This window comes from Saccharothrix sp. 6-C, from assembly GCF_016695385.1.
In the GTDB taxonomy this organism is placed as follows: domain Bacteria; phylum Actinomycetota; class Actinomycetes; order Mycobacteriales; family Pseudonocardiaceae; genus Actinosynnema; species Actinosynnema texasense.
Genome location: NZ_CP064192.1, coordinates 3,087,311 through 3,101,180, shown reverse-complemented (window position 1 = coordinate 3,101,180; position 13,870 = coordinate 3,087,311). Strand labels below are relative to the sequence as shown.

At 71.2% G+C, this 13,870-nt stretch carries 10 protein-coding genes and 1 pseudogene; 5 read left to right on the top strand and 6 right to left on the bottom strand.

All coding sequences use genetic code 11. The annotated features are described in order from the left end of the window. Positions 1–13 precede the first annotated feature (13 nt). From IOD16_RS13595 to IOD16_RS13575, 5 genes are all read right to left on the bottom strand, one after another. A complete protein-coding gene (locus IOD16_RS13595) occupies positions 14–1,291 on the bottom strand; it encodes an RICIN domain-containing protein (RefSeq protein WP_201440341.1) in 1,278 nt (425 codons plus the stop codon). 37 nt (positions 1,292–1,328) lie between these two features. Then, on the bottom strand, positions 1,329–2,831 hold the full coding sequence (locus tag IOD16_RS13590) for an RICIN domain-containing protein (RefSeq protein ID WP_236594955.1): 1,503 nt from the start codon (positions 2,829–2,831) through the stop codon (positions 1,329–1,331). Between the two features lie 223 nt (positions 2,832–3,054). Continuing rightward, on the bottom strand, positions 3,055–4,065 hold the full coding sequence (locus tag IOD16_RS13585; protein ID WP_201440340.1) for a pectinesterase family protein: 1,011 nt from the start codon (positions 4,063–4,065) through the stop codon (positions 3,055–3,057). A gap of 49 nt (positions 4,066–4,114) precedes the next feature. Further along, positions 4,115–4,963 carry a rhamnogalacturonan acetylesterase gene (locus IOD16_RS13580; RefSeq protein ID WP_201440339.1) on the bottom strand — a complete coding sequence of 283 codons (849 nt, stop codon included), beginning with the start codon at positions 4,961–4,963 and terminating at the stop codon, positions 4,115–4,117. A 231-nt stretch (positions 4,964–5,194) separates the two neighbouring features. Continuing rightward, complete coding sequence (locus IOD16_RS13575; protein WP_201440338.1) at positions 5,195–5,812, bottom strand: DUF7711 family protein; 618 nt, start codon at positions 5,810–5,812, stop codon at positions 5,195–5,197. A 200-nt stretch (positions 5,813–6,012) separates the two neighbouring features. On the opposite strand from IOD16_RS13575, the gene IOD16_RS13570 reads away from it, so the two are divergent. Beyond that, a complete protein-coding gene (locus IOD16_RS13570) occupies positions 6,013–7,029 on the top strand; it encodes a LacI family DNA-binding transcriptional regulator (protein WP_236594954.1) in 1,017 nt (338 codons plus the stop codon). 6 nt (positions 7,030–7,035) lie between these two features. On the opposite strand, the gene IOD16_RS13565 is transcribed toward IOD16_RS13570, so the two are convergent. Further along, positions 7,036–9,399 carry a glycoside hydrolase family 9 protein gene (locus tag IOD16_RS13565; RefSeq protein WP_236594953.1) on the bottom strand — a complete coding sequence of 788 codons (2,364 nt, stop codon included), beginning with the start codon at positions 9,397–9,399 and terminating at the stop codon, positions 7,036–7,038. Between the two features lie 650 nt (positions 9,400–10,049). On the opposite strand from IOD16_RS13565, the gene IOD16_RS13560 reads away from it, so the two are divergent. The 4 genes and pseudogenes from IOD16_RS13560 to IOD16_RS13550 all read left to right on the top strand — a co-directional run bounded on the left by IOD16_RS13560 (position 10,050) and on the right by IOD16_RS13550 (position 13,867). Beyond that, positions 10,050–11,414: an endo-1,4-beta-xylanase gene (locus IOD16_RS13560; RefSeq protein ID WP_201440337.1), complete on the top strand. Its 1,365-nt coding sequence runs from the start codon at positions 10,050–10,052 to the stop codon at positions 11,412–11,414. 136 nt (positions 11,415–11,550) lie between these two features. Further along, positions 11,551–11,673 (top strand): annotated as a pseudogene (locus IOD16_RS41450) (cellulose binding domain-containing protein); the annotation flags it as partial. Between the two features lie 55 nt (positions 11,674–11,728). Beyond that, the gene (locus tag IOD16_RS40190; RefSeq protein ID WP_236594952.1) at positions 11,729–12,016 is read left to right on the top strand and encodes a hypothetical protein; all 288 of its coding nucleotides are present in this window, start codon (positions 11,729–11,731) and stop codon (positions 12,014–12,016) included. A gap of 447 nt (positions 12,017–12,463) precedes the next feature. Further along, a complete protein-coding gene (locus tag IOD16_RS13550) occupies positions 12,464–13,867 on the top strand; it encodes an endo-1,4-beta-xylanase (RefSeq protein WP_201440335.1) in 1,404 nt (467 codons plus the stop codon). The last annotated feature ends 3 nt before the right edge of the window (positions 13,868–13,870 follow it).

Here is a 13,870-nt window from a genome sequence, read left to right as displayed (position 1 = left end):
CGGCCGCCGGGGGTCAGCCGCGCACGCGGGTGAAGCGCTGGTTCGGGCTGCCGCTGTAGGTGTACTGGGAGATCCGCGCGCCGTCGGCGGTCGACTTCTCCCACACGTCCATGGCCAGGCCGGACTGCCGGTTGACCAGGCTGATCACGTCGCCGCCGTGGTCGACGACGCGCCACTGCTGGCTCGTGGCGCCGGTGTCGGGCTGCTGCGTGATGTCGGCGCCGTTGCCGGTGCCGGAGACCTGGAGGACCAGGCCGCTGTGCCGGGCCTTGACGCGGACGTGGCCGTCACCGGTGTCGACGAACTCGAACTGCTGGTTGGGCCGGCCGTTGGCGGTCCACTGGACGAGCCCGGCCCCGGCGGCGACGGAGGCCTCGTTGACGTCGGCCGCTTTGCCGCTGTGCTGGGCGACCAGGCTGTAGGCGGCCGACGTCGAGCGCAGGGAGGAGGCGAGGCCGATGCCCTGCTCGCGCAGCGCCGCGGCGACGACCTCCGCGATGCGGGCGGCGCCGGCGGCTTCGAAGTGGGTGTGGTCGTTGCAGAAGAACGCGCCGACCGCGCCCTGCGTGTAGTCGCCGTTGTTGGGGCACAGGCGCAGCGTGTTGTAGAGCGCGATGCTGCGCTGGTGCAGGTCGATCACCGGCACCTGGTCGGCCTGCGCCTGGGCCACCGTCTCGTTCAGGAACCCGCGGGTCGCCACGGCGGTGGAGCCGGAGCAGCGGATCGCCGACACCGGCGTGACGTAGATCGGCTTCACCCCGCGCGCCTTCGCCTCACGCCCCATCGTGCCCAACAGCTCGCGATAGCGCGTGGTGCCGACGTGGCGCGGGCAGTTGGCGTCGCCGTCGTTGATGCCGAACTGGACGATCAGCCAGTCGCCGGCCTGCATCCCGTTGCTCGACAGCATGTCCGCCCAGCGCGAGGCGTAGGTGCGTGGGCTCACCACGCACTCGCCCGCCGAGTCCTTGGTGCTCTTGACGTTCGACTCGTACAGCCAGATCTGGATGCTCCGCCCGCCGACGGCGTTGTTGACGACCGTGACGTCGTCGTTGAACAGCCGGTCGAACTCGCGACCCCACCCCACCGGGCACGAGCTGCCGCCGTTGGCCATCGTCGAGTCGCCCGCCAACCACACCTTGAACGGCGCGACGGCGGCACCCGGACCGGCGGCCTGCGGCGCGGCACACGGCGCGGGCGCCGGTGCGGCCTGCGCCGGCACCACCACGGCCGCCATCGCGGCGAAGACGGCCGCCACGACCGCCGTGCACCGGTTGCGCGAAGATGTCCTCATCGATCCTCCAGGTCGTTCTCGGGCAGGTTTCACGGCGTCAACGGACCTGCGTCGACCGGAGGACGCCCAACCGGACCGCCTCGTCCAGCACCAGGTTCGACACGGCGGTCGCGCCGTACTCGGAGAAGTGGGTGTTGTCGCCCTTCTCCGCGGTCAGGAAGAGGCCCTGCGACGGGGTGACGCCGAGCTGCTCGACCAGGGCCGCGGACGACGCGGTCAGGTCGATCAGCGGCGCGCCCTGCGCCCGGGCGACGGCCTTCACCTCCGCGGGCAGGTCCACCCCGACCTCGTTGACGTGCCGAGCGGTGCCGGTGAGGCGGCCGGCCGAGTCGAACAACCGGCGGACCGGCGGCGTGACCAGCACCGGGGCGCCGCCCGCCGCGCGCACGTCGCGCACCATGCGGGTGAGGTTGTCGCGGAACACGGCGGCCGAGGTCTGCTTGTCGTTGTGGCCCACCTGGATCATCACCGTGTCGCCCGCACGCGTCTGCGACCGCACCGCCGGGAACAGCACGGCGTTGGCCAGCACCGAACCGGAGCTCTCCCCCGAGTCCGCGTAGTTCGCCACCGACAGGCCCTCGCGCAGCCGGGCGGGCAGCGCCTGGCCCCAGCCCGTGTAGGGGGCGACCGGTTGGTCGCACACCGTCGAGTCACCGACCAGGAACAGCGCCGCCGGCCTGACCGGCTTGACGGTGACCGCCACGACCGCGGGCGAGCGGCCGTCGAACACCAGCGTCAACCCCGGTGTGCCCGTGCCACCCTGACCCGTCGGCTGCCCTTCGGGCTCGCGCACGTTGACGGTGAGCACCCGGTCGGCGAACTGACCCACGCCGGTGTCCACGGCGGAGAGCACCCGGCGGCGGGCCTCGGCGGTGACGCCGGTGTGGGCCGCGCGGGAGGAACTGCCCAGCCGCACCGCCACGTCGTAGTGCCCGGGGGCGACGTCGTAGCGGCACGTGATCGGGCCCGTGCCGGTGCAGCCGGCCGGGACAGGGTCGCCCGGGACGACGCCGAGCCGGACGAGCTGCCACTGCTGGTTCGCGCCGGAGTTCACGTCGTACTGCGAGATCCGCGCGCCCTCGGCCGTCGAACGCTCCCACACGTCCAACGCCTTGCCGCTGTTGCGGTTGACCAACCGGACGTAACCGCCGTCGGTGTCCACCACACCGAACTGCTGGTTCGCCGCATCACGATCGGTCCACTGCACCACGTCCGCACCGTTCGCCGTCGACGCCGACGCGACGTCCACCACCCTGCCGCTGTACCGCGACCTCAACCGGAAGAACCCACCACCCGAATCCACGAACTGGAACTGCTGAGCCGACGAATCCGACCGCGACGCCTGCACCACGGCACCACCGTCCACCGCCGACTGCACCTGCATCACCTTCCCGCTGTGCCGAGCCACCACCACATACGTGGCCGACGTGTCCACGACCGCGGCCCGGGCCGACGGCGCGACCGGCGCGAGGACCGCGACCGCACCGACCACCAGCGCCACCGCCGACCGCACGACCGCACCGCATGACGACAATGTCATGTACGTGCCTTTCACCTGGAGTCGACGCGACGGTCGGGCCGACGGGTCGAGAGGACTTTCCCGGCGAAATAGTTGCGATGAATTCGGGCCGCCGTCAACGGTCGCATCTCGTATGGGGTGACCGTCGAATGCATTCGACCGGAGTGCGCATTGAGCGACGCCGGCCGGCCACGACCCGATAACGTCGTGGCCGGCCGGCGAGGCCCGGCGGACGACCCGCGGATCACTGCACCGGGTTCCAGCCGTCGCTGCCGGCGAGGTAGTTCTGCGCGGTGTAGCCCGCGGCGGTCGTGCCGCTCATCTGCGGGCGGTCGGCGGTGCCGGTGCTCGCGCCCGCGCCGGTGTTGTTGTACTCGGTGAACCGGCACGTCTTCCAGGAGAAGCCGCTCATGTCCTGCCACGCGCCGGCTTGGCGGATGTGCCCGCCCAGCGCCGAGTCGCGGACCAGGACCTGGCCGATCGCGTCGGCCGCGCCGCCGGCGTGCCAGCAGCGGCCCAGGGCGACGGTCCGCGCCGCCGACGGGCCCGTCAGCGTCGACCTGGTGATCAGGATGCCGTAGCGGTTGCTGGAGTGGGTGGCCGCGGCGGTGATGTAGCCGTTGTTCGTGCTGCCGCGGTCCAGCGAGCGGATGGTCGTGGAGTCGATGACCAGCGCGCCGTTGCCGTAGATGAAGTCGACGGCGCCCTCGATGTAGCTCTTGTAGACGTACTGGCGGACCTGCGAGGCGCCGGTGCCGCCCCAGGACAGGAACGTGTCCTGGTAGCCGAGCAGGCGCACGTTGCGGTAGACCTGCCGGTCGCCGCCCGCGTACAGGGCCAGCGCCTGGCTGTCGTGCGCGGCGTAGGTGTTGGCGATGGTCAGCCCCTTGACCGTGGTGTCCTTGGCCAGGTTGAGCACGGTCGCGCTGCCCGCGGTGCCGGCGGTGGACGCCGGGGTGCTGCCGGTGATCACGATGTCGCCGGAGGTGCCGGTCGTGCCCTGGAGGGTGATGCCGGGCTTGCTCGCCGGGATGGACACCTGGCCGCGGTAGGTGCCCGGCTTGATGTTGATGACGGTGCCGGGCGCGGAGGCCGCGAGCGCGGCCTGGATGGTGGTGTAGTTGCCGGAGCCGTCGGCCGCCACGGTGACCGTGGCGGCGTTCGCCGGGGTGGCCAGCGTGACGGTCAGCGGAAGGACGGCCAGGGCCGCGGCGGTGCGGGCCACCGCCGTCCGGCGTGTGCCGTGCAGGGGCATGGTGCAGCCTTTCGTCGATGCTCGGGGACGTCGGCGGCGGCGATGGTGCTCAGTACGGCGGGGTCGTGGGCCAGGTGATCGCGCCGGTGGGCACGGGGGCGGTCACCTGCCGGAAGGCGGCGGCCGGCAGCACGCCCTGGTCGCGCAGGGAGGTGGCGACCAGGCGGGCGACCTCGATCGCGCCGAACGCCTGGAAGTGCGTGTTGTCCTGGACGCCGTCGGGGTAGTCGGGGTGCTGCCCGGCCGCGAGGTGCAGGAAGTGCTCCTTCGTGCCCTCGACGCCCGCGCGGTTCCACAGCGCCGTGCTGGACGCGGTGAGGTCGACCAGCGGCACGCGCTTGGCGGCCGCGAGTTCGCGCATCGCCGCCGGGTACGCGCCGTGGGTCGGGGAGATCACCCCCGCGTCGGTGAAGCGGCGGCGTTCCGCGGACGTGACGAGAACCGGGACGGCGCCCTTGGCGCGGCTCTTGTCGACGTACTGGGAGAGGTACGACTTGTAGGTCGTCGACGGCTCGGTGTAGCGGGCCGGGTCCTCGATCTTCTCGTCGTTGTGCCCGAAGGAGATCAGCAGGCGGTCGCCGGGCTTGATCCGGGCCAGGATGTGGTCGAGTCGTCCCAGGTCGACGAAGCTCTTGGAGCCGGCGCCCGACTTGGCCACGTTCACCACCACGGCGTCCGGGGTCAGGAACACCGGCAGCGCCTGACCCCAACCGGCCCGGGGCGCCGACGAGGACACGTAGGTGGACGCGGTCGAGTCTCCCGCGACGTAGACGTGGACGGGGGATGCCGCCGAGGCGCCCGCCCCCGGGCCGGCCGCGGGCACGATCGTCGACGCCGTCACGACACCGAGGGCGCCGGGTGTGGCCGGCCGTCGCCACGTCGGGTGTTTCGGGGACATGCGCGGACTTCCCTTCTGGATGTGGCCGGATGCATTCCCAGGATCCCTCGGGTCGATCGACGCGCATTTCGACGGACATTTCGACGCTTATTCGACGACGCCGATCTTCGGCGTTCGAAGTATGGCTGCGGCGCGCCGCCGGCCACAAGAGCGGGCGTCCGTTTTGTCGTCAATCCTCGAATGCGCGGGTATTTGAGACGCGCACCAGTCGTTCTTCGTGGGACGATCGGCTCATCGAAGCGGGGACGCGGGGCGGTCGCGGTCCACGGCGTCCAGCAGGTCGAGGTAGCCCTCGCCGGCCCGCCACAGCGCGTCCGACACCGCGGTGAGCTTGCCGGGCGCCCACCGCTTCTCCTCGTACGCGCGGGTGTGGTGGCGCAGCGCCCGCAGAGCCACCGCCAGCTCGGCGCGCAGCCGTGCCCGGAACTCGTCCTCGCCGGGAGCGGGCAACCGCACCTGCTCGCCGCGCCCTTCGGCGAGCGCCGCGAGCGCCTCCCCCGCCACCCCGTCCGCCGCGTCCCACACCAGGGCCGGCCGGTCGACGTGGTGGTTCCAGACCGGCGCGTGCGCGGAACGCCACAACGCCCTGATCGGGTTGCGCGACACCCGGGTCGCGTTGGCCCAGTGCTCGGCGCCGTGCGGCTCGCTCAACCACGGCACGTCCTCGACGGGCAGGTCGACCACCACCGCGACGGTCACCCGGTCGAGATCGCGCGGCGCGCCGAGCAGGTCACCCGCGGCCCACAGCTGCACGACCCGCAACGGGGTGAACGACTTCGGCCCGCCCGCCAGCTCCTCGCACTTGACCGCCAACTCCTCGACATGCCGCACCGCCGTGGTCCACTTCATGCCCCACATCATCGCCCGCGCCCGCGAGCGCGGTCATCCGGACCGTCGACGCGGACCGTCCTCTGTGGTCTAACGGGCGGCCGGCGGGTCGGACTCGCGGCGGCCGAGGTCTCCGCCCGCCTCGTCACCGGCGACCGCGCGTCCGCCGGGGTGGTGGCGCATGATCGGCGGACCGGGATGTCTCGCGTAGGCTGCCCTGCGTGGCTGTGGATGGGCGCGCGGGCGGTGAGGTGCGGGTTTCCCGGATCGCGGACCTGGCCGGGGTGTCCGCCTCGACCGTGTCGAAGGTGATCCACGGGCGGCCCGGGGTGTCCGACGGGACGCGCAGGCGCATCGAGGAGCTGATCCGCGAGCACGGCTTCCAGAAGAACGAGAAGACCGAGGCGGTCCCGATCGTCGAGGTGGTCTTCCAGTCCCTGGACAGCCTGTGGGCGCTGGAGATCATCCGCGGGGTGGAGGAGGCGGTCCGCCCGGACGGCCTGGCCGTGACGCTGACCGAGATGCAGGGCGGCCACACCCCGGAGAGCGCCTGGGCGCGGCAGATGCTGGCCCGCCGGCCGGTCGGCGTCATCGCGGTCTCCGCCGAGTTCAGCGAGGCCCAGCTGGCGCAGCTGGGCAGCCGGGCCATCCCGCTGGTCGCGCTGGACCCCACCGGTGAGCCGACCCATTCGATCCCGTCGGTGGGCGCGACGAACTGGAACGGCGGCCTGGTCGCCACCCGCCACCTGATCGGGCTCGGCCACCGCCGCATCGCCATGGTCAACGGCCCCTCGGAGTTCCTGTGCTGCCGCGCCCGGCTCGACGGCTACCGCGCGGCCCTCGACGCGGCCGGCGTGCCGCAGGACCGCAAGCTCGTGCGGACCGCGCCCCTGTACCACGACGGCGGCCGTGACGCGGCGCGCGAGCTGCTGCGGCTGCCCACCCCGCCCACCGCCGTCTTCGCCGCCAACGACCTGCAAGCCCTCGGCGTGTACGACGCCGCGCGGGAGGCGGGGCTGCGCGTCCCGCACGACCTGAGCGTGGTCGGCTTCGACGACCTGGCGTTCACCCAGTGGTCCGACCCGCCGCTGACCACGGTACGGCAGCCGTTGCGGCGGATGGGCGCGGAGGCCGCCGGGATGCTGCTGACCCTGGCGGCGGGCGGCGAGCCGGACAACGACCGCGTCGAGCTGCCGACGAAGCTCGTCGTCCGGGGCAGCACCGCGCCGCCGCCGTGACGCCGGTCAGCCCGTGCAGGCGTACCCCGAGGGCAGCGCGGTGCTGCCGTTGGGGCGTGAGGCCTGGAACCCGAACTCGGCCGTCGCCCCCGGCGCGAGCGAGCGGGTGGCCCGCGCGGTCACGGCCTGGCCGCCCGTCGTCACCGCCGCGTTCCACGACCCGACGACCGCGTCACCGGCCGGCAGCGTGAACGTCACCGCCCACGTGATCGTGGACGTCCCGGTGTTGGTCACCCGCACGGGTTGCACGACGTAGCCGGTGCCCCACTGGCTCTGGGTCGTGGCCACGACCGTGCAGCCGGCGCCGCCGCCCGGCACGGTCACCTGGACCGCCGACGACGCCGCGGAGGTGTTGCCCGCCGCGTCCCGCGCCCGCACCTGGTACCGGTAGGCGCCCGGAGCCAGGCCGCTGTCCGTGTAGGACGTGCCGGACGCCGTGGCGACCCGGGTGAACGTGCCGGACGAGCCGGTGGCGCGCAGGACGTCGTAGCCGGTCACGCCGACGTCGTCGGTCGACGCGCCCCACGACAGCGACACCGAGCCGCCGGAAGCCGACGCGGTCAGGCCCGCCGGCGTGCCGGGGGCGGTCGTGTCCGCGGGTGAGCCGGACCCCGCCTTCTCCGCCGCCCACGCCGACAACCACGCCAGCGCGGCGTTCCAGTTCAACGCCACCTCGTTGACCGACCAGGCGTTGATGTCGTCCAGGTAGCACTTCTGGGGCTTGCAGCCCGCCAACTGCTGCTGCGCGACCGGGTCCTGGAGGTCGGTGTTGGGCCCGCCCGCCAGCAACCCGGCCGGCGGGTTCGGCAGCGACGAGTCCAGCTGGTCGGCCCAGAACCGGTGGTGGGAGTTGCGGGTGGCGCGCTCGCCGTAGCCGGTCACGTAGGAGTGGTTGAACGGGTTGCGCCCGAACAGGTAGTCCAACGCCTGGTAGACCCCGGCGCGGTACTTGGCCTGGCCGGTGAAGTCGTGCGCCAGCGCCAGCACGTTCGCCGCGTTGGCCACCACGCCGTTGGAACCCCAGTAGTAGCCGCTCGCCGGCGCCGGGTAGCCCTGGGTCGACGCCTGGCCGAGCAGGCGGTCGCCGTAGGAGGCGAACGCGGCGCGGGTGGCCGACACGTCCGACGCCGACAGGCCGTTGGGCACCAGCGCCAACGTCGTGTCACCCAGGCCCGCGGTCCACCACCAGTCGAACCCGCCCTGGTCGAAGCCCTTGCCCCGGAAGAAGGACGACCCGGTCACGTCGGCCCGGTAGCCACTGGCGCCGGTGGTGGTGAACAGCTCGGCGGCGGCCCAGAAGAACTCGTCGGTCACGTTGTTGTCGACGTACGTGCCGCCACCGTTGCCGTCGTCGGGATCGGCGTAGCGCGTCGGGTTGGCCTTGGCCGCGGCGTAGGCCCGTTCGGCGGCGGCCAGGGCGCGGGAGGCGAAGTCCGCGTCGAGGTCGCGCCACACCCGTGCGGCCTGCGCGGCCACGGCGGCGAGGTTGAGCGTGGCGGCGGTCGTGACGGCCGACAGCAGGCGCGGCTGGGGGTCCTGGTCCGGGCGCAGCGGCAGGGCCGTCCAGTTCTCGTCGCTGACCTTGTGCCGCACCATGCCCGCGTCGGTCCGCCCTTGCGGCACCTGCATCTTCATCAGGAACTCGACGCCCCACCGGGCCTCGTCGAGGATGTCGGGCACGCCGTTGCCGCGCTCCGGGATGGCGAGCTTCCCGTCGCCGAGGGCCGCCCCGTCCGCGCCGGTCACGTACCGGGTGCGCTCGTACTCGTTGATCAGCTGCCAGGCGGCGATCCCGGTGTCCACGCCGTACTTGCCGTGGTCGCCCGCGTCGTACCAGCCGCCGCGCACGTCGGACGTGTAGCCGCACGACACCCGGCACGGCACCCCGCTGTCGCCCCGGTTCGGCGCGACGTCGAGGTGGCCCGCGGGCCGCGCGTACTGGGAGCCGACGTACTCCGCCTGGATCGGCGTGCCGCTGCGCTGGTGGTAGAAGAACGCCAGGGCGTCGTACCGCAGGCGCTTGAGCGGGTCTGCCGAGATGTCGAACGGGTTGCTGGTCGCCCCGGCCACCGACAGCACGTAACCCGTGCCGGGCGTGTCGAACGACGAGAAGTCGACGGTGTGCACGCTGTCGCCCGACAACGCGTCCGCGCCGCGCACGCTGGTCTGCCCCGAGGCCACGGTCACCCCGGACGCGTCGCGCAGCGACCACGCGGCGGGCGAGCCCGAACCGTTGACCACCGTGGCCTGCTTCGGCAGGCCGGGCACGTAGGCCACCTGGTTGACCTTGACCGCGGGACCGGCGTCGGGCGCCGCCGTCGCGGTGGCCGGCGCCAGGGTGGCCGCGGTGAGGGCGAGAGCCGCCGCCAAGGCCGCTTCGCGCCGGAATCGATGATGAGTGCGCACGGACAGATCCTCCTTGGACCATGCCGCCACCCTGGCCGAAAGATTCTCGATCCAGAACGACAGTGTTGCGGACCGGGAGCGCTCCCAGAAGAGCGCCTTCGGGCTGAATGGTGAACCACCAGGAGTGTTCCGGTCAACGTTCTCGATGAAGAGAGAAATTTTCGCGCTGCTCCTGTGGCGGCGATCCCGCCGTCGACCGCGCCACCGACGACCACTTCGACCGCGCCAGAGCGATCATCACCTCGAAATTTGCGAAAGTAGTTTCGAATTTTTGCGCAGCCATACTCCGCCCCACCCCGGTCCGAGCCCTGCCGGCCACGACCCGGAACACCCAGTGGGAAATGCCTCCCACCTGGCCGTTCAATGACCGCACAAGATCACGCTTAACCGATTCGGGATTTGTTCACGCATGTAAACCTCGGGGTGCGACCCAGCTCGGACAGGCCTTGATCGGTCAAACAGTTTCGGTTAATACTGCTTAACGTTTCGATCCGAACGGTGTGTGGCTACGAGTGACCCTGCCACTCCCACCGAGCGGACCACCGACCGCCGCTCGAACCCGATCCGTCCTCCTCCACCCGCGTGGCGCGGGTGCTCCCCAGAAAGCCCCGAACATGACGCTGACAGCGAAGTCAGTCGCACGGGCCGCCCTCGTGTCGACCCTGCTCGCCGCGACCGCGGGCGCCGCCCTGCTGGCCGCCTCCCCCGCCAACGGCGCCGCCTCCACCCTCGCCGCCGCCGCCCAGCAGAGCGGCCGCTACTTCGGCACCGCCGTCGCCGCCAACAAACTCGGAGACTCCACCTACGTCGGCATCCTCAACCGTGAGTTCGACATGGTCACGGCCGAGAACGAGATGAAGATGGACGCCACCGAACCCAACCAGAACCAGTTCAGCTACAGCAACGGCGACCGCATCGTCAACCACGCCCGCAACCAGGGCAAACGAGTCCGCGGCCACGCCCTGGCCTGGGACTCCCAGCAACCCGGCTGGATGCAGAACATGTCCGGCACCTCCCTGCGCAACGCCATGCTCAACCACGTCACCCAGGTCGCCACCTACTACCGCGGCAAGATCTACGCCTGGGACGTCGTCAACGAGGCCTACGCCGACGGCAGCTCCGGCGGCCGACGCGACTCCAACCTCCAGCGCACCGGCAACGACTGGATCGAAGCCGCCTTCCGCGCCGCCCGCGCCGCCGACCCGAACGCCAAGCTCTGCTACAACGACTACAACACCGACAACTGGTCACACGCCAAGACCCAGGGCGTCTACCGCATGGTCCAGGACTTCAAGTCCCGCGGCGTCCCCATCGACTGCGTCGGCTTCCAGGCCCACTTCAACAGCGGCAACCCCGTCCCCTCCAACTACCACACCACCCTGCAGAACTTCGCCGCCCTCGGCGTCGACGTCCAGATCACCGAACTCGACATCGAAGGCTCCGGCAGCAGCCAGGCCCAGCAATACCAAGGCGTCGTCCAAGCCTGCCTCGCCGTCACCCGCTGCACCGGCATCACCGTCTGGGGCATCCGCGACAGCGACTCCTGGCGCGCCTCCGGCACCCCCCTGCTCTTCGACGGCTCCGGCAACAAGAAAGCCGCCTACACCTCCACGCTGAACGCCCTCAACAACGCCGCCACCACCGGCCCCACCACCACCACGACCTCCACCGACCCCACCGGACCCACCACCACCACCACGCCGCAGAACCCCGGCGGCTGCACCGCGACCTACACCGAAGGCCAGAAGTGGAGCGACCGCTTCAACGGCCAGGTCACCGTCACCGGCACCGACAACTGGACCGTCACCGTCACCGTCACCTCACCCCAACGCATCATCGCCACCTGGAACACCACCGCCACCTGGGACACCGCCAACGTCATGACCGCACGCCCCAACGGCAACGGCAACACCTTCGGCTTCACCATCCAACACGGCGGCAACTGGAACTGGCCCACCCTCTCCTGCCGCATCGGCTGAACCGGAACGGGAGGGTCCGGCCACCACCTGGCCCTCCCGCACCCGCCGTGGCGCCCGCCGCGACGACCGGCGCCTTGATCGGCGCGCAGTCCGCGTCGGCCGCCGCCGGTTGCGGTGACGAGCGGACCACGCAGTCGTGGAACGGGACGCACACCCAGTCGGGCGCCAGGTCGCCGCCACCAACGCGGCGTGGAACGGCGGCATCGCCACCGGCGCGACGGCGTCCTCCGGCTTCAACGCCACGTCCGGCTCCCGCCCGACGTCCGCCACTCGTGCGGCGACCTGGAGGCATGGTCGCCGCTCAGAACCGTCGCGTGTCCGGCGTCGTCTCGTTGAACAGCGGGTTCTTCACCGACGGCTCCTTCGGCCACCCGCGCTCGGAACTCGGCAAGCTGCACACACCCGCCCTGTTCATGGACGGCGGCTCCTCCGACATCGCCTGCGCCAACAACCAGGCCAACCACGACCTGGCCACCGTCCCGGCCGTGCCGGCGCGGCACCCGCAGGCCGGGCACACCGGGTTCGACACCGGCAGCCGGCCGACCGACGGCATCAGGCCGACCGCGAAAGCTCCGCGGGTGGTGGCGAAGAAGAACTTCTGACCTTCCCGCACTAGGGATGACGGCCGTCATCGGCGCGCGTGGTCCGACGCGCACCGGTGACGGCCGTTCGGCGTACCCGGACCCCACGCGCCGGCAGCAGATCGACCTGCATTGCTAAAAATGTTAGCGTTAACTTCAGCAACATCAACTCCCGGAACGAATGCAACTAAACGCCCAGAACGCGTCTCAGTAGGCAATTGGGAGCGCTCCCTGATTTCATTACGCCGAACAGCGCAATATCGCCGGGAATTCCGCGACCTTCTCTTGTGAGCGTGAACATTCGGCTGCCAGACTCCTGCTCGGCACCTTCCGACCGGGGCTCCACCCCGTTCCACCGCCGCGGGGTGCGCCACGCGAAGGCCCGCTCCGGCCCGACCGCACCGGGTGTCGTCCGATCGTCCTGCCCACCACCCGGGCACTCCGGGTGACCTCCCGAAAGGGTGGAGCATGAACCTGACAGCGAAGTCAGCGCCCCGAGCCGCGCTCGTGGTGACAGCCGTGGCGGCCTCGCTCGGCGCGACGTTGATCATGGCCTCCTCGGCGAGCGCGGCCACCACGTTGGGGGCCGCCGCCGAGCAGACGGGCCGGTACTACGGCACCGCCGTGGCGGCGGGCAAGCTGAACGACTCGACCTACGTGAACATCCTGAACCGCGAGTTCAACATGGTCACGGCCGAGAACGAGATGAAGTGGGACGCCACCGAGCCCAACCGCGGCCAGTTCAACTACACCAACGGCGACCGCATCCTCAACCACGCCCTGAACAACGGCAAGCGGGTCCGCGGCCACGCCCTGCTGTGGTACCAGCAGCAACCCGGCTGGGCGCAGAACCTCGGCGGCTCGGACCTGCGCAACGCCATGATGAACCACGTCACCCAGGTCGCCACCCACTACCGCGGCAAGATCTACGCCTGGGACGTCGTCAACGAAGCCTTCGCCGACGGCAGCTCCGGCGGGCGTCGTGACTCCAACCTGCAGCGCACCGGCAACGACTGGATCGAAGCCGCCTTCCGCGCCGCCCGCGCCGCCGACCCCGCCGCGAAGCTCTGCTACAACGACTACAACACCGACGGCGTCAACGCCAAGAGCACCGGCATCTACAACATGGTGCGCGACTTCAAAGCCCGCGGCGTCCCCATCGACTGCGTCGGCTTCCAGTCCCACCTGACCAACTCCGCCCCGTCGGACTACCAGGCCAACCTCCAGCGCTTCGCCGACCTCGGCGTCGACGTCCAGATCACCGAACTGGACATCTCCGGCTCCAACCAGGCCAACGCCTACGCCGCCGTCACCCGCGCCTGCCTCGCCGTCGCCCGCTGCACCGGCATCACCGTCTGGGGCATCCGCGACAGCGACTCCTGGCGCACCGGCCAGAACCCCCTGCTCTTCGACAGCAGCGGCAACAAGAAGGCCGCCTACACCTCCGTCCTCAACGCCCTCAACGCGGGCGGCACCACGGTCACCGGCACCTCGACGACCACGACGACCACGACGAGCACGACGACAAGCACCACGACGAGCACCACGACCACCACCAGCACGACCAATGGGCCCATCCCGACCGGTTGCACCGCGTCCGTGTCGCTGAACTCCTGGACCGGTGGTTTCGTGGCCACCGTCAAGGTCACCGCCGGGTCCACCGCCCTGCGCGGCTGGAGGGTCACCACGTCCCTGCCGTCGGGCACGACCGTCACCGGCGCCTGGAGCGCCAACCGCAGCGGTGACACCGGCACGGTGAACTGGACCAACGTCGACTACAACGGCAACGTCGCGGCCGGGCAGTCCACCGAGTTCGGTTTCCAGGGCACCGGCAGCGGCACCGGGCTCAACCCCACCTGCGTGGGGAGCTGATCC

Excerpts from the sequence above, each read along its gene's own strand:
- IOD16_RS13585 (WP_201440340.1), bottom strand. The coding sequence starts at position 4,065 with ATGCCCCTGCACGGCACACGCCGGACGGCGGTGGCCCGCACCGCCGCG.
- IOD16_RS13595 (WP_201440341.1), bottom strand. The coding sequence starts at position 1,291 with ATGAGGACATCTTCGCGCAACCGGTGCACGGCGGTCGTGGCGGCCGTC.
- IOD16_RS13580 (WP_201440339.1), bottom strand. The coding sequence starts at position 4,963 with ATGTCCCCGAAACACCCGACGTGGCGACGGCCGGCCACACCCGGCGCC.
- IOD16_RS13575 (WP_201440338.1), bottom strand. The coding sequence starts at position 5,812 with ATGAAGTGGACCACGGCGGTGCGGCATGTCGAGGAGTTGGCGGTCAAG.
- IOD16_RS13590 (WP_236594955.1), bottom strand. The coding sequence starts at position 2,831 with ATGACATTGTCGTCATGCGGTGCGGTCGTGCGGTCGGCGGTGGCGCTG.
- IOD16_RS13560 (WP_201440337.1), top strand. The coding sequence starts at position 10,050 with ATGACGCTGACAGCGAAGTCAGTCGCACGGGCCGCCCTCGTGTCGACC.
- IOD16_RS13550 (WP_201440335.1), top strand. The coding sequence starts at position 12,464 with ATGAACCTGACAGCGAAGTCAGCGCCCCGAGCCGCGCTCGTGGTGACA.